Raw genomic sequence first — 22,275 nt, 5'->3', positions numbered from 1 at the left:
TCCAAGTAAATCTGTTTGAGAGAAAAACCTTAAAAGCTTTATTCATGCCCGATAAAATACCGATAAAACAAAAGGAAGCTCAATTGAGCCTCCTTTTATGAAAAATTGTGGGACAGCAGTGGGGCTTATGCCCTTTTTTTATTTCTTTAATCAACCATACTTACGAGCAAAATCCTCATCCGATGTACACAAATAAATAATGAACTCGATGAAAGCGACCAAAGCAGGAATAAAGGTCCAGCAGAAAATCAGATAAACAATTCCCCAGCCGATTTGCCCCAAATAAAATTTATGAATACCGAAGCCGCCGAGGAAAAAAGCCAAGATTGCTGCAATAATCCTGTTTTTATCGCCCACTTGAGTTGGAAATACTAAAGCTGAACTGAGGATATAAATATCATTGGCCTGACCTGTTCCATCGACGGTAAAATCAACTTTCTGCCCCCGTGCAGGTGGAACTTGCCCACGCCAACTCGCTCCAGAAAACTGATAACGGTTTTGATCATCACCACTGATCACTCCCGAATTGCTCTGAATGGAAAAATCCAATATCTGCCCTTTCATAAATACCCTTAGTTTTATTTATATTCGCTTTTAAATTATAGGTTTAATTATTTAATTTTAAAACAAATATCAACAATCCAATGGATTCGAACAAGACTCAATATGCCAGTACTTATAAACGCTCCTGAACTATTTTATAAGATAGTCCAACTAAACAACTTCATTATAAAAGCACTTCAAACAAAAACCCGGACTTTTCAATCCGGGTTTTTAATGAATAATTTAATCTGAGGCGCTATATATTTATCGCAACTCGATTTGATTGATTTTTTCCAAACCCTGTACAGCAGCAGAAAAATCCAGTTGACGCGCGGATTCTTTTTCAATTAAAGCAAATTGCTCCTGAATCAAATGCATACTTGGAAGATTCAACGATTCCTCCTGAATCAAATCGACTGCAATACCAATATCTTTTTGCAATAGATCTAGCGCAAAGGTTTTATCAAAACTTCGACTGAGTACCCGCTGCGCCATAATATTTTCAGACATGCTGCTTTTACCACTAGAATGATTAATACAGCTCAAAGCCGCCGATAAATCCACACCCTTAGATTTCAATACCGTTAGACCTTCTGCCAAAGCTCACAAATGGGTGGCCATCAAGGTATTATTAATCGCTTTCACCGCAAAGCCAGAACCACTTTCGCCGACATATTCAATGAGACCTGAAAATGCAGCAATGATCGGTTTGGCTTTATCAAAAGCATCTGCATCGCCACCAATCATTACGGTTAAAGTACCTTTTTCAGCGCCGATGGTTTGACCTGAAACCGGTGCATCCAGATATTCAACCCCTATTTTTTTTAAGGCTTGATTTAACTGTTGTGCGGATTGTGGAACACCACTGGTGCAATCAATCCAGATACTGCCTGACTTGGGTGGATGTGTTGCAATCAATTGCTCTACATCCGCACTGGTCGGTAAACATGAAAATATATAATCTGCTTGTACGGCCTTTTCTATATCATCGACAGATTGCGTTTTAAAGCTAATCGAATGATGATCTGCTTTAGACTGAGTTCTGTTCCAGACCCAAACTTCATGTCCAAGTTTAGGAAGATGGGAGGCCATATGCCATCCCATTGTCCCGAGTCCAATAAATGCAATTGTCTGACTCAAAATGAACTCCTATGGATTAGCTACAGGGGTAGCCGAGGTTTCTGTATTTTCACTGCTGGAACTGGTTTTTTCTTCACCACGATTCAAAAATAGGTTCAGCACAATCGCCGCTAGAGTTGCGGTTCCAATACCGCCTAAATCGAAGATCCCAATTTTTAAACTGAAGTTACCTGCACCCATAATCAGGCTGACAGCAGCAATAATTAAAGTGCTGTTTTTAGTGAAATCGACTTTGTTATCAATCCAGATTTTTGCACCGGCTACAGTGATTAAACCAAACACCATGATCGATGCACCGCCCAATAAAGCCACTGGAATGGTACTGATCACGGCACCAAATTTTGGTGAAAGACCGAGTAAAATCGCAAATACTCCGGCAATTACAAACACCGTAGTTGAATAGACTTTAGTGACTGCCATTACGCCAATATTTTCAGCATAAGTGGTCATCCCTGTACCACCGACCGATGCAGACATTGAAGTACATATCCCATCTGCAAAGAATGCACGCCCCATATATGGATCAAGATTTTTGCCAGTCATGCCCGAAACTGCCTTAAAGTGACCCAAGTTTTCTGCCACCAAAATCAGCGCAACCGGTGCAATCAATAAAATGGCATTAGCATTAAAAACAGGGCTATGCAAAGTCGGTAAACCAATCCAGGCTGCTTCAGAAATGACGCTAAAATTAATGGGTGTACCCAAACCCATGACATTGGTCATCAGGAAATAAAAAAAATAGGCAGCAACAATACCGAGTAAAAGCAATAAACGGCGCACCATTCCACGGGTAAACACGGCCACTACGCTAATACAGATAATGGTAACGACCGCCATCCACGTATCGAATGAACTTGCAGACACACTTTTAATGGTCACGGGTGCAAGATTCAACCCGATAATCATCACAATGGCACCCGTAACAATCGGTGGCATCAGCTTTTCAATCCAGCTGGTACCGGTTTTCATGACAATCAAACCAATACCCGCATAAATCAGACCACAAACAATGGTTCCGCCTAGCGCCAAGGCAATATTGGGGTTAGACCCTGCACCGGCATAACCGGTTGCTGCAGCAACTGCACCAATAAAAGCAAAGCTCGATCCCAGATAACTCGGCATGCGGCCGCCGGTAATCAGGAAAAATAAAATGGTCCCAATCCCGGTAATTAAAATGGTTAAGTTCGGATCGAAACCCATCAACAAAGGTGCAAGCACCGTCGCCCCAAACATGGCAAAAGCATGTTGCAAGCCTAAAACTATACTTTTCCCCGCAGGTAAATATTCATCCATTTGGACTGGTGTTGTATCTAAATTGCCTTGGTAAGGCTTAAATTTCGGAAACCACGATTCTTTTTTTTGCATGGGTTTCCCCTCCCCCTAAATTAGGAATATTGGATTAGTTCATGGGTTTCGGCTCACAATAAGCACGGTTGAAATACATCAATGCATTCTTAGCTTCATTTTGTCTCATGGCTTTGACCTGACAAATCAGTATATCGTGACTGCCGACCGACATGATTTGCACTATTTCACAATCAAACGACACCAATGCATCATCTAAAACGGGTGCTTGTGTGATCAGTGTTGACCATTTTCCACGCAAGAATCGTTCCGACATTGGCGTTTTCCCACCAAAAACATTTGATAATTCAGTGTGATGTGCAGCAAGAGTATTTACACATAGTACCTGGTTACATTTAAAGGTTTCAAATACCGATGCCGAACGGTTTAAACACACCAGCAAGGTTGGCGGTGAATCGGTAACACTACATACAGCGGAAGCGGTAAAACCTGCCTGACCCGCTGCACCATCTGTGGTAATCACATTGACGGCTGCACCTAAATTGGACATCCCTTGTCTAAAAGTAGACGGGGCAATTTCTGTATGTGCTTCATTAGCAGTCATTTGGAAATTTTGTGCATGCTGTAGTAAATCTTTTGCAGATTGAACTGTCATGATTTTGCTGTTCATCACCACCTCCATCACTGAAATTCGACTCTTGATCGTTCAAACTGAATTTCAGTTTTGTCCTTTATTGATATATGGTTAGATCTGTTTTTCTTGAAAATTTTCTTCATTTAAACATGGGCAATAGATGCAATTTCAACTAAAGCATCCGGTTTCACCAAGCCGGTTTGTACGCAATAGCGTGCCGGTTTATCGCCCGGGAAATACTCGGCATAGACAGTATTGATCGCAGCATAATCGGCCCAGTCTTTGACAAAGACATGATTAAAGGTCACGTCATCCATGCTGCCGCCTGCTGTTTCAATCACTTTTTTAATGGTTTCCAGAATGTGACGGGTTTGCGCAGCCGCATCCCCGACATGCACGACATTGTTATTTTCGTCAAAAGCCAAAGTACCTGAAACGTACACAATATTGTCCGCTTTGGTTGCAGGTACGTACGGTGCCAATGGTTTTCCTGTTCCTGCGGGTAAAATAATTTCTTTAGGCATGTGTTTTCCCCTATAAAGGCTTAAGCTGATTTTTCTAAGATGTGTGATTTGGAGTGAAATGTTTCGATAAAGTTCTGCGTATCAGATACCCAGCCAAAGAAGGTTTTAATGTTGTACAGACTGGCTGCATGTGCCTCCACCGGTCCTGCCTGATAACAGGCGTCATCCAGTGCTACGCCAAAATATTCCAGGAAAAATCCATCTCTTAAGGTCGACTCGACACAGACATTGGTGGCTATACCAACAAACACCAGATTCCGAATACCTTTGCTACGTAGCATGCTATCTAAAGCCGTATTAAAGAAACCGCTATAACGTGGTTTTTCAATCACGATGTCTTGCACTAAAGGTTTGAGTTCGTCAATCAGTTCAAAGTCCCAGCCGCCTTTAGCGAGTAATTTGCCTTGCAGTTCAGGATGCTTACGCATGGTTTTTAAGGCATTGGATTTATGGAAATTGGGAGAATTAACTCCCCCTGCTTCTACATACTGATCATCCCAGCCATTTTTAAAATAGATCACCTGAATGTTTGATGCATGCGCGGCATCGACTGCTTTTTTGATGTTCTCCACCACCGGTTTAGTTTTTGAAACATCAAAACCCGCCAAGTCTAAATAACCACCTTTAGAGGTATAGGCATTCTGCATGTCGATTACAATCAGTGCAGTTTGCTCGGGCGCAAGCTGAATTGCTTCAGGTTCTGCCTTTAGAACTTTTCCAGTACCTGCTGTCTGGGTAAAACCTGCACAAACTACATTCTCCAAGGATTCATTTGTATTCATGCTGATTTCTCCAAAGTTGAGATTTGAGTTGCATCAGCTTCAATGACAATATGCTCACGACATTTCATTAACGGTTGAATTTTTTGACCGAAATCCTCTACACCCTGAATAAAATCATCGAAAGTTAAAAGAATGCCTTCAGTTCCGTCGATTTCACCAATTTCATCCAGCATTTTTGCAACATTTTCAAAAGAACCGACAATGGTCCCCATGTTGATATTGACTGGAGATACACTGGATGCCATTTGACGAATGTTGGTATCGGCACCAGATTTGGTATCTTTACTACCCTGGTTCATCAACCAGTTAATCGCTTCAACATCTGCCCCATCGTTATAGCTTTGCCATTTTGCAAAAGCTTCTTCATCAGTTTCTGCAGCAATCACCATAAACAGCACATAGGTTTGAACATCGCGTCCGGTTTTATCGGTATGTGCCTTTAAGCGATCATTGATGTCTGCATAAGCCTTCGGAGTATTTAAGCCTTTACCAAAAACAAAGTTGTAATCTGCATATTTGGCCGAGAACTCCAGCCCTGTATCGGATTGTCCTGCGCAGATGATTTTCATGTCTGCTTGTGGTAACGGACTGACCCGACAATCATCCATTTGGAAATGCTCACCTTTAAAGTCCGATTTTCCGGTTGCCCAAAGCTCACGTAAAATTTCGACATATTCAGACAAATAGTCATAACGTTTCGCGAAGTATTCATCGCCCGGCCACATACCCATCTGCTTATATTCAGGAGCTTGCCAGCCAGTCACCACATTCAGACCGAAACGTCCATTTGAAATGGAGTCAATGGTGGATGCCATACGGGCCACAATCGCAGGCGGCATCACCAAAGTTGCCGCAGTGGCATAAATTTTAATTTTACTGGTGACCGCAGCAAGACCTGCCATTAAAGTAAATGTTTCAAGGTTATGATCCCAAAATTCAGTTTTTCCACCAAAACCACGCAACTTGATCATCGAAAGTGCAAAGTCAAATCCATAATATTCTGCACGCTGTACAATTTGCTTGTTCATTTCAAAACTTGGTTTATATTGCGGTGCATTTTCAGACAGCAACCAGCCATTATTTCCGATTGGACAAAAGACGCCTATTTTCATTTTCAATCCCTCTTTTTACCATTTGGTTATAAGTTCGCTTCAATCAATCAACTTGAATTTTTATAAGAAATATTTAGCATATTCTATGCCAATTTTTTTAATCATTATTTATCAAATATTTATAATTTATTTATTTTATCAAATAGTAAAATTAAATTTTAAAGCAGTGCACCGTTATAGTTGTTTTGGCTCCAAAAAAATGCATTATTTGATAAAAAATCACACACTCATTTTTTAGCAATACTGGACTTTTTTAGGTAAAAATCAATAAAAAAACCGTGATCTTAAAATCACGGTTTAGTAAAAAATTTACCGGTTATTGCTATAAATAGGCCTGCTTAATTCGACAGTGAAGCTACTTTTAAAAAATGCTTTTGAAAAAATTGCAGCATGGTTTTATTGAGCACTTCAGGCTCTGTGACTGTGGAAGCATGTGCACCTGAAGCCAAAATGCTCAGTTGTCCATGACCAAGTCGCTGCTTTAAATTACTCGACTTGTGTACAGGAACCAAAAAATCATCCTGATTGGCAATGAAATGTAGCTGGCTGTACTCTAATGCCTGCCTATGCTGATCATTGATTTTAAATTGCTGTGCTGCCTGAATTCGCTTGAGTACATTTTCTGAAGGTGGAAAATCCTCGAGTTGAATATTTTCTAAAGTTGTTAAATGTTGATGATGTGTTGAAATCCATGCCGGTGGATATAGAAATAGTCCCTGTGCTCGGACATACGCTTCGGCACCTGCTGACTTTAATAAATGAAGCCGAGCTTCAAAGCATTTTTGGGTATGCGGATCGATTTCATCCCAGGAATTGATAGAGGTTAAACTCAATAAGCGCATTTCCGATGACATTACTACCGCTAATTCAGCTCCAATAAATCCGCCAATTGCATGTCCCATAAAATGAAAGCACTGAATTTTTTCCCGTTTTAGAATGTCCAGCAACTGTGCTGCCATATCGGTAATTGTATACTGATCTGGCAAAATGGAGGAATCGGCATGACAGCCTTCCTGATCATACGTTAAAACATGAAAATATTGAGTGAATGCTTCAATTTGAGGTTTCCAGAAACTGGCATGTCCGCCCAGACCGGATGACAAAATTATAAAATCTGCTGCTGAATTTTCTTTACAAGGATGAATTTGATAGCTCATTTTTTACCGTTCATTCAAATATTTTGAATAACAACCAGCAAAATTTGTGCCTGAAAATTTTCATAAATTTAGTCTAAGTAGCGATATAACCCATCAAATTCATATTGCCCTTAAATATAGAGATTGAAATATCATAGAAAACCGTAAAGAGTAGCTATTTAAACAATCAATAACAGCATTTACCTTCCTATTCAAATCTATAACAAAATAGATAAATCCTTATAAACTCAAAAACTTAAAATAGATAGAGTGTTAAAAGAAAACAGGATGCTAAAAAAGCATTAAAAAATTCAAATATTATTAATAACCGGAGGCAAATTCATAACTCTCCTTGGTAATACCTGTCCCACCATGGAACAGCCATGGCGATAAAAATAGCATTCATGCCCTATCTATACTTTTCTTGAAAGGTGATGATTCATGGACATAGCAACTGAATATCCACTATTTCAATGTCGTTATCTGCCCCGCTATTTAATCGGGCTGATCTTTATTCCTGCCATATTTATTGTTTTAGCGCAGCACTCACTCAGTACCTTCTCTCGAGTTCAAGATTTCAGTAGCCTGAGTCAGTATTTATTGCATCAATCTATGTCGGGCTGGTTAATGGTCATGTTCATCGTGATGCTGGCATTTATGGCTTTAAACATTAGATTTGTAGTCACCAGTCAAACCATTTCTATACAGAGTTTTGGAATAAAGCTCAGGAATCTGGTGCAGCGCGATAGGCTGTTAAAGACCCAGCTGTACTGCTCTCATCTCTTAAAATATCGTACCATTAAGCTACCCAAAACACAAATCTTAAGCCAGGAGCAAAAATGGAAAACGAGTAGTATCGGCTTTATTTTAAAACCGGAGTTTCGCAAACAATATAAAATGGCACATATTGATCTGAATATGTTTAATAAAGATAACCGCAGACAGCTGATTAAGGCTTTGGTGCAACACTATTATTTAGACCCTAAAAATTTTTTAGATAGAAAACAACTTGCCAGACTTAAACTACAACACAAACTTCGATAAAAAAGGCGCTCAAAGCGCCTTTTCCATATAGTCCAACTTAAGCGGGAATTCGTAACACTTGACCAGGAAAAATATCATCTGCATCTTTTAACAATGGGCGGTTAGCCTCAAATATTTTGTTATATTGATTGGCATCGCCATAATATTCTTTTGAAATTTTAGACAGACTATCGCCAGATTTAACCGTATAGAATTTACTTTCTGGTGCGGGAGTTGCCACTGTCATCTGATCATCCACTTTCGCGACATGATCGACATTGCCTACGGCCAAAACAATTTTTTCACGGTCTGCCTGACTTTGTACTTGCCCTTTAATGGTCGCCAGATCGCTGTTTCCGTTATAACTTACAGATAGTCCTGTTACAGGCAAGCCTAATGCTTTTATATGTCCCAGAAGCTTGTTTGCGATTTCTTGTGCAGAAAGTTCTGCTGGAGTGGTTGATGTGGCCGGAGCTGGCTGTGGTTCTGCTGGTGCTGTATTTTTTTTACCAATACCTTTTACAAAATCAAAAAGACCCATTTTATTTCTCCATATTGTTATTCAGGCTATTTAAAAAATAGTGCCCTATTTTTATACCTAAAATTTATATAAAAGAAAGGTTGTCTTTGGTGAACCTAACGTAACGATCTGTAATGAAAGTTGTTTAAAACAGTTTTGATTTTTCATTAAAAAAGCCACCTAAAAGGTGGCTTTCATTTTCAGCAAAGCTGAAACAACAATTAACCTAGTTTCTTAGAAACATAGTCAATAGCTGATTGAACAGTTGTGATTTCGTTAGAATCTTCATCAGGGATAGTGATGTCAAAATCATTTTCGAAAGACATAACAAGCTCAACTAAGTCTAAAGAGTCAGCACCTAAGTCATCCATAAAAGATGCTTCGTTTTTAATCTCTTCAGCTTTAAGACCAAGTTGTTCTGCAACCGCTTGTTTGATACGTAGTTCGATATCGCTCACAGGAATTCTCCTCATTGCTTGTGGCGTTTTTAATGCCGTTAGTTTAATTGAATATCTAATTTTTTGAAAGTTTATACATCAGCTAATTAGCTCATGTACAGACCACCATTTACATGTAAAACAGTACCAGTAATGTAACTCGCTTTCTCGCTAGCCAGAAAGCTCACTGCATTTGCGATATCTTGTGGATCCCCTAAACGGTTCAATGCCACTTGTTCACTCATTTTCTTGCGAATTTCTTCACTTAACTGTTCTGTCATTTCTGTTGCAATAAAACCTGGTGCAACAGCATTCACAGTGATTTGGCGACTACCCATTTCTTTTGCAAGGCTACGACCAAACGCTTCTATACCTGCTTTAGCGGCAGAATAGTTGGCTTGTCCCGGATTTGCAAAGTGAGCAACGACAGAACTGATGTTAATAATGCGTCCAAAACGTGCTTTGGTCATGCCTTTTAAAACACGCTTAGATAGACGGTATACGGCTTTCAGATGAATATTCAGGATATCGTCCCAATCATCTTCAGACATACGTAGTAACAAATTATCTTTGGTAATTCCAGCATTGTTCACAAGTGCAAGAACAGGACCATATTTTTGTTCAATCTCTGTAACTAAAGCATCAATGGCAGTCGCATCACGTACATCAAGTACTAGACCTGCGCCATTTTCAGCAAAGTTTGCAGATAATTTTTCTGCGCCTGCTTCGGAAGTTGCCGTACCAACGACAAAATAACCGTCTTGAATGAGTTGCTGAGCGATGGCTGCTCCAATCCCTCTGCTCGCACCTGTTACCAAGGCGACTTTACGTTCTTGTGTCATGCAATTTTCCCTTCAGCCACTAAAATGGCATTTAATGCTTCCTCAAGACGACTGTTACTGTCCAGTGGGAATGCTTTTTCGATTTTTGGTAAACGCTTAGCAAGATTGGCAAGGACATTACCCGGACCACACTCAACCACATACTCCACCCCTTGATCTTGCAGGTATTGCATGGTTTTGGTCCATTGCACAGATTGATACAATTGTGCAGTCAATGCCTGACGAACTCCTGCCACATCAGTTGCGATTTCCGCGTTGACATTTTGTATTACAGGAAGACCTGGTAGCTCAATGGCAGTTTGTTCCAAAGCTGCTGCAAACTTTTCCGCAGCTGGTTTCATCAGTGAACAATGCGATGGAACAGAGACCGGCAATGCAATCGCTTTACCTGATTGTTCTTTTGCTGCAGCCATTACAGCTTCTACAGCTTCTTTATCACCGGCAATAACCACTTGACCTTGTGCATTATAATTTGCGGCTTCTACTGAACCGTTCGCTTGTGCATTGACTTGCTCACAAAGCTCAATCACTTTGGCATCATCAAGACCTAAAATAGCCGCCATTGCACCCTGTCCTTGAGGAACAGCATCTTGCATGAGCTTGCCACGCAAATTCACAAGTTTCACTGCATCGCCAAGGCTCATCGCCCCTGCAGCAACCAATGCGCTGTATTCACCTAATGAGTGACCGGCGAGATATTTTGGTGCAACACCGCCCAATTCCAACCACACACGCCATAACGCGATACTTGCAGTCAGTAATACAGGCTGTGTAAATTCTGTTTGGTTTAACCCTTCACCACTTTGAGCAATGTGCCATAAATCAAAACCAATCGCTTCTGAAGCTTCAGCAAAAGTTTCTTGCACACCACTAAACTGTTCTGCAAGTTCAGCCAACATGCCAACTTTTTGTGAACCTTGACCAGGAAAAACAAATGCAGTTTTTGTCGCTTGAGCTGCTTGATCGAGTCGTTTAGCAGACATATAAAAATCCTTTCATGAGTCTAAGCTCGTTTACGAAGCGAAATTTAACACTTAATTTTTATTTTGGTAATTGCCAAATACAACAAAAATCGGCAACAAAAAAAGGGAGCTTTCGCTCCCATTTTTTCTACTAAGCTTGACGCTTAATACATCACCAATTATTCAGCAGCTGCTTTAGCGAATAATTGACGACCACGGTAGATACCATCTTTAGTCACGTGGTGACGACGGTGAACCTCACCAGATGTTTGGTCTACAGTTAATGCATTCTCGGTTAAAGCGTCATGTGAACGGCGCATGTCACGGCGAGAGCGACTTTTACGGTTTTGCTGAACGGCCATGATGGCTCCTTACAAAGATCGAAAAAATGGATCAGAACAAATTCAGTTGTCTTATACTTTACAGTATAACACAAAAATTAGTTAAGTTTACCCTTCAAACTTGCCAAAACATCAAACGGATTATCCCGTTTTTCTTCGACAATGTCTTCATCGGCGGGTTGATGCTTATGCACACAAACATCATGCTTGGGAGACAACGGCATCAACAATAACAATTCATCTTCTATCAGCGCGAGTAAATCAGCCGACGCAGGTGCATCAAAGCTACCTTTAGTCGTTGCTTCACTTTCACCTAAGACGATGAAATCAGCATCCTCATCCAAGCGCTCTATCAGTGATTCATCATCCACAAGCGCTAAATGAAAGTCTGAAACGAGAGGAATTTCAACGGTATTCAGACAACGTTGACATTCCATTGGAACTTTCGTTTCAACATGACCATCTAACCATACGATACGATGATACGCATCCATTGATAGCTTACAGTCTATGTTAATCAATTGATTATCAATTGATCCAACAGCTTCACGGGAAATGCGAACAAAGCGAGACAATGGCAGGGTACCTGACCATGTAAAGCCCTGTTCAGCCCATTTAAACGGCTCAATCTGTGCCGGAAAGGTATTTGCTGACATAATTAAGGCGGCAATTCTACAAATTCATCGGTACTCTGTCAAAGATTAAGATACAATTTTGTACTTATTTAGACAGATCATTTGGGTAATACAAGTCATGCATCAGTTGCAGCCGCAACCTGAAGTCACCACTTCATTACGGTTAACCACTCATTCAACCTCAAATTCTGCTGTGTATGTAGACCATGTGCAACTCTCACCTTGGGCTAATTTGCAAACAGAAGTTCAACAAGTAGATTGGCTTATACTACACTTTAATCACTGGTTTTCCCACCTAAATGTGACGCTTGTTCGTGGTGATTTTGAACCTGAATATTTTCCAGCGACTCAAGATAGCCCTGCCCGCATCCAGTTTGCGCATGGTTTCTTTAATAGCGCGTTGCATGAGATCAGCCACTGGAGCATTGCTGGCGACAAAAGACGCTTATTGGCAGATTTAGGTTACTGGTATGCACCGGATGGTCGAACTGCTGAGCAACAGGCATTATTTGAACAGGTTGAAATTAAACCGCAAGCCATTGAATGGTTATTCTCTAAAGCATTTGCTCGAAAATTCCGCGTATCTTTGGATAACTTAACGGGCGATGGCGGTGATGGTGCAACTTTTAAAGACAATGTTTATGCTCAAGTTCAGCAATATTTTAATGGCGAAGCCAAACTTCCTCGCGATGCAGCACACTTTATTCAGTGTATCTGTGCCTGCACGCGAAGTGGCAAAACATTACAAAGTGATGAGTTTCAACGTGAAATGTTAGACTGAATTACACAAACTCATCAAAGCCTGATTGCAAGACTTTGTAAACTCAACAGATAATATCTAAAAATAAATCGGGAGAGAATAAATATGCTTCATTTAAGAATACATCCTGATAATCCTCAACCGCGTTTGATCAGTCAGGCGGTAGAGCGTATTCGTGCCGGTGATGTGGTGGTCTACCCGACCGATGCTGCGTATGCAATTGGTTGCCAAATCGGAAATAAAAATGCCATGGAGCGTATTTCACAAATCCGTGGCCTAGGGCCCAAGCACCAATATGCGATTCTCTGTTCCGATTTATCTGATATTGCTACTTATGCCAAAGTAGATAATGCCATGTATCGGCTGCTTAAAAATAATACTCCCTCAGTGACCACCTTCATTTTACCTGCGACCAGCGAAGTGCCTAAACGCTTGATGCATCCTAAAAAGAAAACCATTGGACTGCGTATTCCGAGTAACCCGATTTGTCGAATGCTCCTAAAGGAATTGGGTGAACCCCTTTTAACCAGTACGCTGATTCTCCCCAATCATACAGAGCCTTTAGATGATCCTTATGATATTGAAATGGAGTTGGAAAAACGCATTGATGTGTTTATTGATGGAGGTCTAGGGATTTTAAACACCACCAGTATTGTGGATTTATCCGGTGAGCATCCGGAAGTGATTCGTCGTGGTGTTGGAGATGTAAGCGCTTTTGAATAAGCGCTTTTTTAAACTTCCATGAAAAAAAATAAATAAAGATATTGAGAAAGATGAAATGGACTTATTTCATGTATTACTCAATATCGATCAGTTCTCCGAAGATAAAACCATCTATGTCGAGCACCCTTGGACACTGGAATCTGAAGCCCAAGTCATCTATATAAAGGATAAGGCTACCTCCACTATTCACATTGAAAATAAAGTGTATGCGTATTTCCTCGATATTTATTTAGTCGATGAATTATGGGCTCAGTTTGAAAGCCAAAATTTATGTTTGCGCACGGTCTGTCAGCATATCGTAGAATTTGCGCTTGATCAGCGCACATAAAAAATTGCATAACTTTTAAATTTGGCTATTTAACATTTAATCTTTCCAGCAACCCTCATCATCTAGAAAAAGTAGATAAGTGCTGAACAATACTGTGCATTTAGAATCAATTTTAGCTGTTAACAGTTAACGCGATGATATCTTTTAATTTCTTTTTCTGCTTACCATCAATATCAAAATTATCTGCTTTTAGCCAAGCCAGATATGCCTTTTCTAATTCAGGCCATTCCTCATCTAAAATTGAAAACCATGCGGTATTGCGGTTTCGACCTTTAGCTATACGATGTTGACGAAAGGTTCCTTCATACTGAAATCCAAAACGTAAAGCTGCACGTTTTGAAGGTTGATTCAATTCATCACATTTCCATTCCACACGACGGAAACCTTGCTCAAAACACGCTTTCAATAATAAATAAATCACTTCAGTTGATGCTGTAGACTGCTTTATTTTATGAGAAAAATAAACATTTCCAATTTCTATGACATGATCCGCAGGACATTGATTAATTAAGCCCACCCACCCCACCATAATCTGGTTCACTTCAATTAAATAATGCGTTGTTCCCTTAAAACCAAAATGATTCTTTAAAGCACTTCGTAATTCATCTTCAGTTTCAAAACCGGAATAAGGTAAATAGGTCCAACAACTGCGATCTACTTCGGTTTTTACACAGTGCCAAATTTGCTTAAAATGCTCCTCACTCAGTGTGGTTACAGACAAATCATGTAATGTGACCCTGTTTCCATATAGATTTTCTGCCAAAAGATGCACGGCCAAGGGATTAGATACTGGCATTCCGATGATTTGACCATATTCATTTTCTTGTACTTTCTGATAATTTTTCATCGCTGATCACAACGTGTTTTCTTGATTTTATATTGCGCAAAAAATCTCCTTTTCGCCAGTAAAAAATATATATCTAACAATGACATCATGTACGTTGTTTTCAGTTAGATAAAAATTCCCTATTTATTTTAGGTTTTTTTGTCATTTGTTAGCTTTTGTAATTTATTTGGAGTCCATTTTCCTTTAGACTACGCAGATTAATTATGTGCTTTTTCTCATCACCCAGCACCTATACTGACCGCTGATCTGAAATAGCATCTTCATGCCTTTGAAAATTCGCGTGGCCTATAACTGTAATGAATCAACCGATCCATAATCCTATGGAGCAAGCTTCACCCATCCGCGTTATGGATGAGTGGCAAGAATCAATTCCAGAGGATTTGTATATTCCTCCTGCTGCATTTGAAATTCTTTTAGAGCATTTCGAAGGACCACTCGACTTCCTGATTTACCTGATTCAAAAAAGCGGTTTTGACTTATTACAACTTGATATTGCCCCGATTGCAGCCCAGTATTTATCGTATATGGATGCAATGAAGTCACTCAATATTGAATTAACAGCAGATTATATGGTGATGGCGGCTTTATTGGCCGATCTCAAATCACGTTTACTACTACCAAAAGCAAGTACATCCATTGTTATTGAAAAAGATCCAAAACAACAACTGATTGACCGTCTAGAAACTTATTTACGTGTAAAACAGGCAGCTGAACGTTTGGGTCAAATGCCAGTTCTAGAACGCGATACCTTCCCAACAAATGTAAGTTTGGGTCATATTGCACAAAATAACGAAGGCTATGATATTGCTCTTTTACGTGATGCCTTATTTTGCGTGTTCAATCGACCAGAACCGGTTACCCATCAAATTCAACAAGAACCCGTACTGCTAGAAGAACGCATTGCTTTTATTGAAAGCCGCTTACAGTCAGGTGAAATCCTGCATTTCGAGGCCTTGCTGAAACCGAGTCAAGGACGTATGGGTATGGTGGTCACCTTTATGGCCATTTTAGAACTTACACGCCAACAAAAAGTGAATATTATTGCGACAGGTATTGAAGCGCCACTGGCGATTCAAGGAGTACAAGCATGATAAATGATCAAGCGACACCCCTATCTGTTGCTGATAACCAACATGAAGTTTTGATGCAACTGGAAGCGATTATTTTTGCCAGTGAAGCAGCTGTTTCACTTGCACGTTTAAAAGAAGCGTTCCAAAATCAATATACCAAACCAGAATTGCGTCAATTCTTACAACAGCTTGCCATGCTACAACATGGCAGATCGATCGAACTGGTGGAAACCGCACAAGGTTTCCGTTTTCAGGTTCGTGCTAAATATCGCAATATCATTACTCAGGTTTGGCCAGAGCGACCAACTCGCTTATCCCCAACCCTGCTCGAAACCATTGCTGTGATTGCTTACCATCAACCAGTAACGCGAGCAGATATTGAACAGATTCGTGGGGTTTCAAACAATAGTCAAATACTCAGATCTTTGTTTGACTGGAACTGGATTAAAGAGTCCGGATTCAGAGAACTCCCTGGAAGACCCGCGTTGTTAGTTACAACGCCACAATTTTTAAATGCATTTGGCCTGTCTTCACTGGGTCAATTGCCTCCCCTGCAGGATGCCAAGGAAGCTTTTATGGTCCTCGATGCTCACGCACCGAAGTCATAGATAGGTGAACTGTTGATGATAATTTCTAAGGTTATGCTGTCATGAGTGAAAAATTACAAAAGGTGCTTGCACGCGTTGGTTTGGGTTCTCGCCGTTATATGGAAGAAGTCATTGCCGCTGGTCGTGTAAGTATCAATGGACGTGTTGCCCAAGTGGGTGAACGTATTGAACCAGGTGATGAGCTTCGCATCGATGGTCGTAAAGTCCAATTCCAGATTGAAGACGAAATTCGTCGTCGTGTTCTGATTTACTACAAACCAGAAGGTGAAATTTGTTCACGCAATGACCCTGAATCACGTCCGACCGTATTCGAACAGCTTCCAGCAATTCCAGGTGATCGCTGGGTGATGGTGGGTCGTCTGGATATTAACTCGACTGGTCTGTTATTGTTCACGAACGATGGTGAATTGGCGAATCGCCTAATGCACCCTTCAAACGAAATTGAACGTGAATATGCTGTGCGTGTGATGGGTGAAGTAACACCACAACTTAAAAACAATATGATCAATGGTGTTGTTCTGGATGACGGTCCAGCAAAATTTGAATCATTCTCTGAAATTGGCGGTGAAGGGATTAACCGCTGGTATCAAGTGGTGGTAAAAGAAGGTCGTAACCGCGAAGTTCGTCGTATTTTTGAATCTCAAGGTCTTAAAGTTAGCCGCTTGCTTCGTACCCGTTACGGTACTGTGATTTTACCGCGCGAACTTCGTACGGGTCGCTGGATGGAGCTTGATAAAGGCGATATCGACAACTTGACCAAATCTGTTGAGTTAAAACCGCGTCAAGGTACTGGCTTGTTTGGTATGGCAAAACGTCGTAACGAACGTATGCAAGAAAAACCAATGGCTGCCCGTCGTGGTGGTTATTTACGTCAGCAACGTCGTGATAATGAAGGTGAAGCTCAACCGGAACAGCGTCGTGACCAACGTCAAGCCAGCCCCGAAAATGGCCGTTCTGACAACCGCTTCAACAATCGTCCTGTTCGTACAGAAGGCAATACCGACAACCGTTTTAACAATCGCAATGATCGTTCAGAACAACGTGGTGATGATCGTGGCAACCGTGCGCCTACTGAGCGTAATGGCAATACGTTTGAAAACCAAAACCGTGGTACAGATAAATTTGCACAACGCAAACCCTTTGGTTTGAATAAAGGCTTTAAGAAATTTTAATGCTTAAATACCTTTAAAAGAAAAGCCACTCATTTGAGTGGCTTTTCTTATCGTTTTTCAAAAGGAGAGAAAGTTTTAAAGCACAGGAATATCCATCCACTGTGCATCTGGAAAATGTTTTGCCAAATACGCTTTTAAATAATCCGAAGTGTCTTTAGAGATAAGCTGATCTTGCGATTCATCATTCAAGTTATACGCCAAAGCATAAAGTTCCAAACCACGACTTTTTAAAGCTTCCAAGCTCAGCAACGTATGATTAATACTGCCTAAACGACCTGAACTGACCAAAATCACAGGAAATTTCTTTTCAGCCAGATAATCAATCGTCAGCAATTCTGTGGTTAAAGGCACCATCAAACCGCCCGCACCTTCCAGTAAAACCACCTCATATTTATTAGCCAATTGCTGAGTCGCATCTGCAATTTTTTGAAAATCAATTTCACGACCATCAATTTTGGTCGCTAAATGTGGCGAAGCTGGATAAGTAAAAATCTCAGGCATGGTCAGTTTAGTTTCATCTTCAGGAAACCAGCCCATCTGCATCATTTTACGATGCTGTTCGATATCTTCAGAAATATCGGTATTGCCAGTTTGTACCAACTTTTGGGTAATGGTTTTCTTGCCCTGCGCGTTCCATAACTTTGCCAGATAACCGGTGGTATAGGTCTTGCCAATTCCGGTATCAATACCACTAATAAAATAAACCGCTGCGGTCATGGCTTGCTCCGTGCAATGCAATAGATAGGATGGTAACTCAGCTGATAATGGCGCTGACCATGCTGATCAAGCTCTGAAAATTGCTGATAATCTTGATAAAATTGCTGTAAAGACTGTTTGCTCCAACGATGCTGCGATGCTGTTGCAGTCACACCGGTAGCTTTTAAATGTTGCAGTACTTGTTTAGGCTGTTGAAAAGTTAAAGTTTCAATATTTTCTGAAAGATGCAGGATTTCAAAATCCTGCTGCATCAACTTTTGCTGAATAGATTCAATGCTTAGATAATCCAAACCCTGTCCAGTCAATGCCTTAATTTCTTTTAGATTCTGCTGACCAAAGGTCGAAAAACACAAATAGCCTTGCTGTGTTAAAGCATCAGAACATTTTTTAAAAATCGCCTCTAAATCAAAGATCCATTGCAAAGCTGAACTGGATGCAATCAGGTCAAGGCATTGTGGAAAATCCAGTTGTTCAATATCTCCGATCAGCCATTCTATTTTTTTAGATTCAGAAAAATGCTGCTGAACTTCAGGATACAGGTCATTTAAAAACAGTTGTTTAACTGCAAAATGCTGCATCAGCAAATGGCTTAAATTCCCCGAACCACAACCGATTTCAAAAACACGATCTAAACTGTTTTTGCATAAGTGTTCTTGCATCAACCCAATTAAATTCTGGCAAATCTGTTTTTGTACCACCGCATGTTCTGTATAACTTTGCGCGGCTTTTTCAAAGCGCTGCGCGACTTGTGATTTATCAATATTCACCATGCAAACTCACAACAATGCCACAAGCTGATCGAGATCAGTTTGGCTCACTTGCGTGGTCAGTGAAATACGCAATCTTGAACTATGCTTGGGTACAGTTGGCGGACGAACCGGCATGATATAAAAACCAACCTGCTGTAGCTGCATTGCTTTAGCCACGGTCTTTTGCGACGCACCGATAACCACTGGCACAATATGCGATGTTGAAGGACAATCAAAACCTTTACGTATAATGGCTTGCTGTAGATTACGACTAATATTGTTTAAATGCTGTCGCTCATTTTTTAAAGTTAAAACTTTTTGGAAAATAAAATCAGTCCATGCCATACAGATCGGTGGTTGTGCGGTACTAAAAATCAGCGGTCGCATGCTATTAATCAGATATTCACGAATGATCGGATGGCAAATCAGATAACCGCCGACCGATGCCAGTGCTTTACCGAAAGTTCCTACCAGTAAATCAATATCATCAATCACGCCATATTGTTCAGCACAACCCAAGCCCTGCTCACCTCGAACGCCAATGGCATGCGCTTCATCGACATACAGCATGACTTTAGCAAATTGCTTTTTAACCCGAACCAGTTCAGCCAAATCGGTCTCATCACCATCCATACTAAAAATGGATTCAGTCACCACAATAATGCGATCAAATGATTCATCGGCATGGTACTTTTGCAAAAGTTGAGTCAGATGATTCAGGTCGTTATGTCGATAACGCACATATTTGGCAGTGGATAAACGGATGCCATCAATCATGCTGGCATGCACCAGTTTATCTGCAAGAATTAAGGTTTTACTGTCACTTAAGGCAGGTAAAATCCCGATATTCATGTGATAGCCGCTGTTAAATAACAATGCAGCACGCCCCTGAAAAGCCTGACTTAAGCTGACTTCCAGTTGTTCATATTCAGGAAAATTCCCGGTCAGCAAACGTGAAGATGATGAACTCATGATCCGCAGTTCATTTGGGGTTTCATCAAAAAACTGTTCACGCAAAGTTAAATCTGATGCCAAACCCAAATAATCATTGGATGAAAGGTTGAGCATCGTCTGACTATTAATTTCGATCATCCGACCTTGCTGAACATTTGAAGTAAATTGACGCAGATTACCCTGCTGCTTTAATTCATCCAGCTTCATTGCATAGTCATTTAGCAGCGTGTCATTCAACATGTTCATACTGAAACCTCTTGCATCCGCTCAACCACCTCAACCAGTTGTTGCAACAAGGTATTGAGTTGTTGCTCACTAATCACATAGGGTGGCATCACATAGACCAATTTGCCAAATGGACGTATCCAGACCCCGCGTTGAACAAACTGTTGTTGCAAGGTTTTCATATCAACATTAAAGCTCAGTTCAACTACGCCAATTGCACCCAGTACCCGCACATCCTGTACATAATCCAGCTCTGACAAGGGTTGTAAATGTTGTACTAACTGTTTTTCGATACGCTGAATATTCGCTTGCCAATCCTGTGCCAATAAAACTTCTGTGCTTTTCAACGCAACAGCACATGCCAGTGGATTTGCCATAAAGGTTGGACCATGCATAAACACCCCTGCCTCGCCCTGACTGATGGTTTCCGCCACATGCTTGCTGGTTAAGGTTGCCGAAAGCGTCATATAGCCCCCGGTCAAACCTTTGCCGATGCACATGATGTCAGGTTCAACCTGGGCATGTTCCCACGCAAACAGCTTGCCGGTACGCCCAAAACCGGTGGCAATTTCATCAAAAATCAACAGCACCTGGTATTTTTCACAGAGCAATTTGGCTTGGCGTAAATATTCAGGATGATAAAACCGCATCCCGCCTGCACCTTGCACGATGGGTTCCAGAATTAAACCGGCAATAGTGTGGTGATGCTGGTTTAAGACTTGTTCTAATTCAGCAATATCTGCTTGATTCCATTCATCATAAAAACCGACTTGCGGTGCCGGAACAAATAAACGATTCGGTAGACTGGAACCAAAAATTTGATGCATCCCTGTCACGGGATCGCAGACCGACATCGCATTCCAAGTATCACCATGATAGCCAGAACGTGGCGTCACAAAATTGGTCTTCTGACTTTTTCCCTGTGAAGTCCAAAACTGTACCGCCATCTTTAACGCTACTTCAACAGCCACCGACCCTGAGTCTGCATAAAAGATTTTATCCAGGCTCGGAGGGGTAATTTTTAACAGAAGTTTGCCGAGCTCAATCGCTGGATCATGGGTAAATCCACCAAACATGATGTGCGACATATTTTGTAATTGATCAGTTACTGCCTTGTTCAGTTCAGGATGGTTATAACCATGAATGGCGCACCACCAAGATGACATGCCGTCAATCAGTTGACGCCCATCTTCCAGTTCGATGATTGCACCATAGGCCTTTTTGACTTTAAAAGTCGGCAATGGATTGGTCATGGAAGTATAAGGATGCCAGATATGTTCAAGATCAAATTCTAGATCAGTTAACTCGGTCATCCTTACCTCTAACAGTACATAAAAATCCTAATTTTTAGATCTTAAACTGACACCGAATAAAAAGGAATTGCGATATAAGCCATTTCTCAAGATGTTTGTTTTATTTTCTTTAAATACTGGAAGATTTTGTCACTTGTTTCTTCCGCATGGAAGACAGGGAAACCATGGGAGCCAGAAATTAGATCAACATCTAAAAACTTTGTATTTAAATTTTGAAGATTTTCGATAACTTTGCAACTAACTAAAGCATCCTGCTGTGCAAGCAAATAATATTTCTGCCCCTGATAGTTTTTTAATATATCTGCAACATTTAATTGCTCCAGTAAATTTAAACCTTGCTTTAATAGCTGAATTTGCTGTGGCTGAATTAAACTTTGCAATGTGATGAAATCTGCCTTGGTACTTTTCACACCCTGACAAACCATATAGCCAAATTTCTTTAATGTCGCAATTGCATCCTGTTCAAAGGACTGTTTAAACTGCTGAAAGCTAAGGTGAGCCATTGCTGTTTGCCATGCGTCATTAGCAACAAAACAAGGATTAGAAGCGAGTGTGATCAGGACTTTTCTTGCTGCATATTGCTGTTCAATTTGATCCACCAGCAAAGCAGCCAACTGCCCACCTAAAGACCAACCCACAATGACATCAAACTGTTTAGCCAGTTCAACGTGTTGTTGCAATATCTGCTCATCAAAGGCATTAAAGATATTGATCAATTCAACTTGACCACCTTGTTGTTGCAAGGCCTGTTTTAAAGGACTAAGGAGTTTGGTGCCCCCGCCCCAGCCAGTGATGAGTAAAATACGTTGCTGCAATGTTAATCCTTAAATCTATGCTGTGACTGACTGCAGTATATAAAATTTTATTGATTTT

General features: G+C 40.7%; 26 protein-coding genes and 1 pseudogene. 7 read left to right on the top strand and 20 right to left on the bottom strand.

Annotation, left to right across the window (positions count from 1 at the left end; translation table 11 throughout):
* Nucleotides 1-150 precede the first annotated feature (150 nt).
* The 8 genes and pseudogenes from HLH16_RS14590 to rutD form a co-directional block, all read right to left on the bottom strand.
* Nucleotides 151-564, bottom strand: a complete 414-nt coding sequence (locus HLH16_RS14590; RefSeq protein WP_131289402.1) for a TM2 domain-containing protein — start codon at nt 562-564, stop codon at nt 151-153.
* Nucleotides 565-807: 243 nt separating this feature from the next.
* A pseudogene (locus tag HLH16_RS14585) lies at nt 808-1,683 on the bottom strand (NAD(P)-dependent oxidoreductase).
* A gap of 9 nt (nt 1,684-1,692) precedes the next feature.
* A complete protein-coding gene (rutG, locus tag HLH16_RS14580; RefSeq protein ID WP_131289404.1) occupies nt 1,693-3,048 on the bottom strand; it encodes a pyrimidine utilization transport protein G in 1,356 nt (451 codons plus the stop codon).
* Nucleotides 3,049-3,082: 34 nt separating this feature from the next.
* Nucleotides 3,083-3,592 carry an NADH-dependent FMN reductase RutF gene (rutF, locus tag HLH16_RS14575; RefSeq protein WP_502699804.1) on the bottom strand — a complete coding sequence of 170 codons (510 nt, stop codon included), beginning with the start codon at nt 3,590-3,592 and terminating at the stop codon, nt 3,083-3,085.
* Between the two features lie 173 nt (nt 3,593-3,765).
* Entirely contained in the window at nt 3,766-4,146 is a 381-nt protein-coding gene (gene rutC, locus HLH16_RS14570) for a pyrimidine utilization protein C (protein WP_131289406.1), read from the bottom strand.
* Nucleotides 4,147-4,166: 20 nt separating this feature from the next.
* Complete coding sequence (gene rutB / locus HLH16_RS14565) at nt 4,167-4,928, bottom strand: pyrimidine utilization protein B (RefSeq protein WP_131289408.1); 762 nt, start codon at nt 4,926-4,928, stop codon at nt 4,167-4,169.
* Entirely contained in the window at nt 4,925-6,040 is a 1,116-nt protein-coding gene (gene rutA, locus HLH16_RS14560; protein WP_131289410.1) for a pyrimidine utilization protein A, read from the bottom strand. Before rutA ends, rutB begins: the two co-directional genes overlap by 4 nt.
* Nucleotides 6,041-6,378: 338 nt before the next feature.
* A complete protein-coding gene (gene rutD / locus HLH16_RS14555; protein WP_131289412.1) occupies nt 6,379-7,197 on the bottom strand; it encodes a pyrimidine utilization protein D in 819 nt (272 codons plus the stop codon).
* Between the two features lie 420 nt (nt 7,198-7,617).
* On the opposite strand from rutD, the gene HLH16_RS14550 reads away from it, so the two are divergent.
* Nucleotides 7,618-8,220: a hypothetical protein gene (locus tag HLH16_RS14550; RefSeq protein ID WP_171529858.1), complete on the top strand. Its 603-nt coding sequence runs from the start codon at nt 7,618-7,620 to the stop codon at nt 8,218-8,220.
* Between the two features lie 37 nt (nt 8,221-8,257).
* On the opposite strand, the gene lysM is transcribed toward HLH16_RS14550, so the two are convergent.
* The 6 genes from lysM to HLH16_RS14520 all read right to left on the bottom strand — a co-directional run bounded on the left by lysM (nt 8,258) and on the right by HLH16_RS14520 (nt 11,957).
* Nucleotides 8,258-8,740: a peptidoglycan-binding protein LysM gene (lysM, locus tag HLH16_RS14545; RefSeq protein ID WP_131289416.1), complete on the bottom strand. Its 483-nt coding sequence runs from the start codon at nt 8,738-8,740 to the stop codon at nt 8,258-8,260.
* Between the two features lie 200 nt (nt 8,741-8,940).
* Nucleotides 8,941-9,177, bottom strand: coding sequence for an acyl carrier protein (acpP, locus tag HLH16_RS14540; protein ID WP_004651013.1), 237 nt, complete (start codon nt 9,175-9,177; stop codon nt 8,941-8,943).
* 86 nt (nt 9,178-9,263) lie between these two features.
* Nucleotides 9,264-9,998 carry a 3-oxoacyl-ACP reductase FabG gene (gene fabG, locus HLH16_RS14535; protein WP_131289418.1) on the bottom strand — a complete coding sequence of 245 codons (735 nt, stop codon included), beginning with the start codon at nt 9,996-9,998 and terminating at the stop codon, nt 9,264-9,266.
* On the bottom strand, nt 9,995-10,981 hold the full coding sequence (gene fabD / locus HLH16_RS14530; RefSeq protein ID WP_131289420.1) for an ACP S-malonyltransferase: 987 nt from the start codon (nt 10,979-10,981) through the stop codon (nt 9,995-9,997). The genes fabG and fabD overlap by 4 nt, the downstream gene beginning before the upstream one ends.
* A 158-nt stretch (nt 10,982-11,139) precedes the next feature.
* On the bottom strand, nt 11,140-11,322 hold the full coding sequence (gene rpmF / locus HLH16_RS14525; protein WP_131289422.1) for a 50S ribosomal protein L32: 183 nt from the start codon (nt 11,320-11,322) through the stop codon (nt 11,140-11,142).
* A 77-nt stretch (nt 11,323-11,399) separates the two neighbouring features.
* Nucleotides 11,400-11,957 (bottom strand): YceD family protein, encoded by a 558-nt coding sequence (locus tag HLH16_RS14520; protein ID WP_131289424.1) that lies wholly within the window; start codon nt 11,955-11,957, stop codon nt 11,400-11,402.
* Between the two features lie 97 nt (nt 11,958-12,054).
* Here HLH16_RS14520 and HLH16_RS14515 point away from each other — a divergent pair, with 97 nt between their 5' ends.
* The 3 genes from HLH16_RS14515 (at nt 12,055) to HLH16_RS14505 (ending at nt 13,747) form a co-directional block, all read left to right on the top strand.
* Nucleotides 12,055-12,717 (top strand): elongation factor P hydroxylase, encoded by a 663-nt coding sequence (locus HLH16_RS14515; protein ID WP_131289426.1) that lies wholly within the window; start codon nt 12,055-12,057, stop codon nt 12,715-12,717.
* An 84-nt stretch (nt 12,718-12,801) separates the two neighbouring features.
* Complete coding sequence (locus HLH16_RS14510; RefSeq protein WP_131289428.1) at nt 12,802-13,419, top strand: L-threonylcarbamoyladenylate synthase; 618 nt, start codon at nt 12,802-12,804, stop codon at nt 13,417-13,419.
* A 55-nt stretch (nt 13,420-13,474) separates the two neighbouring features.
* Nucleotides 13,475-13,747, top strand: coding sequence for a hypothetical protein (locus tag HLH16_RS14505; RefSeq protein WP_131289430.1), 273 nt, complete (start codon nt 13,475-13,477; stop codon nt 13,745-13,747).
* Nucleotides 13,748-13,859: 112 nt separating this feature from the next.
* Here the strand turns inward: HLH16_RS14505 and HLH16_RS14500 are convergent, their stop codons facing one another.
* Nucleotides 13,860-14,594 (bottom strand): GNAT family N-acetyltransferase, encoded by a 735-nt coding sequence (locus HLH16_RS14500; protein ID WP_131289432.1) that lies wholly within the window; start codon nt 14,592-14,594, stop codon nt 13,860-13,862.
* A 296-nt stretch (nt 14,595-14,890) separates the two neighbouring features.
* Here HLH16_RS14500 and HLH16_RS14495 point away from each other — a divergent pair, with 296 nt between their 5' ends.
* From HLH16_RS14495 to rluB, 3 genes are read left to right on the top strand one after another with little or no spacing between them, the layout of a single operon-like run.
* Nucleotides 14,891-15,685: a segregation and condensation protein A gene (locus tag HLH16_RS14495; protein ID WP_131289434.1), complete on the top strand. Its 795-nt coding sequence runs from the start codon at nt 14,891-14,893 to the stop codon at nt 15,683-15,685.
* Nucleotides 15,682-16,272: an SMC-Scp complex subunit ScpB gene (scpB, locus tag HLH16_RS14490; protein WP_171529857.1), complete on the top strand. Its 591-nt coding sequence runs from the start codon at nt 15,682-15,684 to the stop codon at nt 16,270-16,272. The genes HLH16_RS14495 and scpB overlap by 4 nt, the downstream gene beginning before the upstream one ends.
* Before the next feature lie 41 nt (nt 16,273-16,313).
* Complete coding sequence (gene rluB, locus HLH16_RS14485) at nt 16,314-17,444, top strand: 23S rRNA pseudouridine(2605) synthase RluB (RefSeq protein WP_131289438.1); 1,131 nt, start codon at nt 16,314-16,316, stop codon at nt 17,442-17,444.
* A 75-nt stretch (nt 17,445-17,519) separates the two neighbouring features.
* Here rluB and bioD read toward each other — a convergent pair whose 3' ends face one another.
* The 5 genes from bioD to HLH16_RS14460 form a co-directional block, all read right to left on the bottom strand.
* Nucleotides 17,520-18,161 (bottom strand): dethiobiotin synthase, encoded by a 642-nt coding sequence (bioD, locus tag HLH16_RS14480; RefSeq protein WP_131289440.1) that lies wholly within the window; start codon nt 18,159-18,161, stop codon nt 17,520-17,522.
* Nucleotides 18,158-18,931 (bottom strand): malonyl-ACP O-methyltransferase BioC, encoded by a 774-nt coding sequence (bioC, locus tag HLH16_RS14475; RefSeq protein WP_131289442.1) that lies wholly within the window; start codon nt 18,929-18,931, stop codon nt 18,158-18,160. Before bioC ends, bioD begins: the two co-directional genes overlap by 4 nt.
* 6 nt (nt 18,932-18,937) lie before the next feature.
* A complete protein-coding gene (locus HLH16_RS14470) occupies nt 18,938-20,104 on the bottom strand; it encodes an 8-amino-7-oxononanoate synthase (RefSeq protein WP_502699805.1) in 1,167 nt (388 codons plus the stop codon).
* A 2-nt stretch (nt 20,105-20,106) separates the two neighbouring features.
* Nucleotides 20,107-21,402, bottom strand: coding sequence for an adenosylmethionine--8-amino-7-oxononanoate transaminase (gene bioA, locus HLH16_RS14465; RefSeq protein ID WP_131289446.1), 1,296 nt, complete (start codon nt 21,400-21,402; stop codon nt 20,107-20,109).
* Nucleotides 21,403-21,488: 86 nt separating this feature from the next.
* On the bottom strand, nt 21,489-22,217 hold the full coding sequence (locus tag HLH16_RS14460; RefSeq protein WP_131289448.1) for an alpha/beta hydrolase family protein: 729 nt from the start codon (nt 22,215-22,217) through the stop codon (nt 21,489-21,491).
* Nucleotides 22,218-22,275: the final 58 nt, after the last annotated feature.

This window comes from Acinetobacter sp. ANC 5378, assembly GCF_013004315.1.
Classification (GTDB): domain Bacteria; phylum Pseudomonadota; class Gammaproteobacteria; order Pseudomonadales; family Moraxellaceae; genus Acinetobacter.
Note: the sequence above shows the minus strand (reverse complement) of the source record. Positions and strands in the feature narration are given on the sequence as shown.

Coding starts and splice junctions, on each gene's coding strand:
- bioD (WP_131289440.1), bottom strand. CDS start 18,161: ATGACCGCAGCGGTTTATTTTATTAGTGGTATTGATACCGGAATTGGC.
- fabG (WP_131289418.1), bottom strand. CDS start 9,998: ATGACACAAGAACGTAAAGTCGCCTTGGTAACAGGTGCGAGCAGAGGG.
- HLH16_RS14505 (WP_131289430.1), top strand. CDS start 13,475: ATGGACTTATTTCATGTATTACTCAATATCGATCAGTTCTCCGAAGAT.
- rutA (WP_131289410.1), bottom strand. CDS start 6,040: ATGAAAATAGGCGTCTTTTGTCCAATCGGAAATAATGGCTGGTTGCTG.
- bioC (WP_131289442.1), bottom strand. CDS start 18,931: ATGGTGAATATTGATAAATCACAAGTCGCGCAGCGCTTTGAAAAAGCC.
- HLH16_RS14510 (WP_131289428.1), top strand. CDS start 12,802: ATGCTTCATTTAAGAATACATCCTGATAATCCTCAACCGCGTTTGATC.
- HLH16_RS14500 (WP_131289432.1), bottom strand. CDS start 14,594: ATGAAAAATTATCAGAAAGTACAAGAAAATGAATATGGTCAAATCATC.
- HLH16_RS14515 (WP_131289426.1), top strand. CDS start 12,055: ATGCATCAGTTGCAGCCGCAACCTGAAGTCACCACTTCATTACGGTTA.
- rutC (WP_131289406.1), bottom strand. CDS start 4,146: ATGCCTAAAGAAATTATTTTACCCGCAGGAACAGGAAAACCATTGGCA.
- rutB (WP_131289408.1), bottom strand. CDS start 4,928: ATGAATACAAATGAATCCTTGGAGAATGTAGTTTGTGCAGGTTTTACC.
- rpmF (WP_131289422.1), bottom strand. CDS start 11,322: ATGGCCGTTCAGCAAAACCGTAAAAGTCGCTCTCGCCGTGACATGCGC.
- HLH16_RS14470 (WP_502699805.1), bottom strand. CDS start 20,104: ATGTTGAATGACACGCTGCTAAATGACTATGCAATGAAGCTGGATGAA.
- fabD (WP_131289420.1), bottom strand. CDS start 10,981: ATGTCTGCTAAACGACTCGATCAAGCAGCTCAAGCGACAAAAACTGCA.
- HLH16_RS14590 (WP_131289402.1), bottom strand. CDS start 564: ATGAAAGGGCAGATATTGGATTTTTCCATTCAGAGCAATTCGGGAGTG.
- scpB (WP_171529857.1), top strand. CDS start 15,682: ATGATAAATGATCAAGCGACACCCCTATCTGTTGCTGATAACCAACAT.
- rutD (WP_131289412.1), bottom strand. CDS start 7,197: ATGAGCTATCAAATTCATCCTTGTAAAGAAAATTCAGCAGCAGATTTT.
- bioA (WP_131289446.1), bottom strand. CDS start 21,402: ATGACCGAGTTAACTGATCTAGAATTTGATCTTGAACATATCTGGCAT.
- rutF (WP_502699804.1), bottom strand. CDS start 3,592: ATGACTGCTAATGAAGCACATACAGAAATTGCCCCGTCTACTTTTAGA.
- HLH16_RS14495 (WP_131289434.1), top strand. CDS start 14,891: ATGAATCAACCGATCCATAATCCTATGGAGCAAGCTTCACCCATCCGC.
- HLH16_RS14520 (WP_131289424.1), bottom strand. CDS start 11,957: ATGTCAGCAAATACCTTTCCGGCACAGATTGAGCCGTTTAAATGGGCT.
- lysM (WP_131289416.1), bottom strand. CDS start 8,740: ATGGGTCTTTTTGATTTTGTAAAAGGTATTGGTAAAAAAAATACAGCA.
- rluB (WP_131289438.1), top strand. CDS start 16,314: ATGAGTGAAAAATTACAAAAGGTGCTTGCACGCGTTGGTTTGGGTTCT.
- rutG (WP_131289404.1), bottom strand. CDS start 3,048: ATGCAAAAAAAAGAATCGTGGTTTCCGAAATTTAAGCCTTACCAAGGC.
- HLH16_RS14550 (WP_171529858.1), top strand. CDS start 7,618: ATGGACATAGCAACTGAATATCCACTATTTCAATGTCGTTATCTGCCC.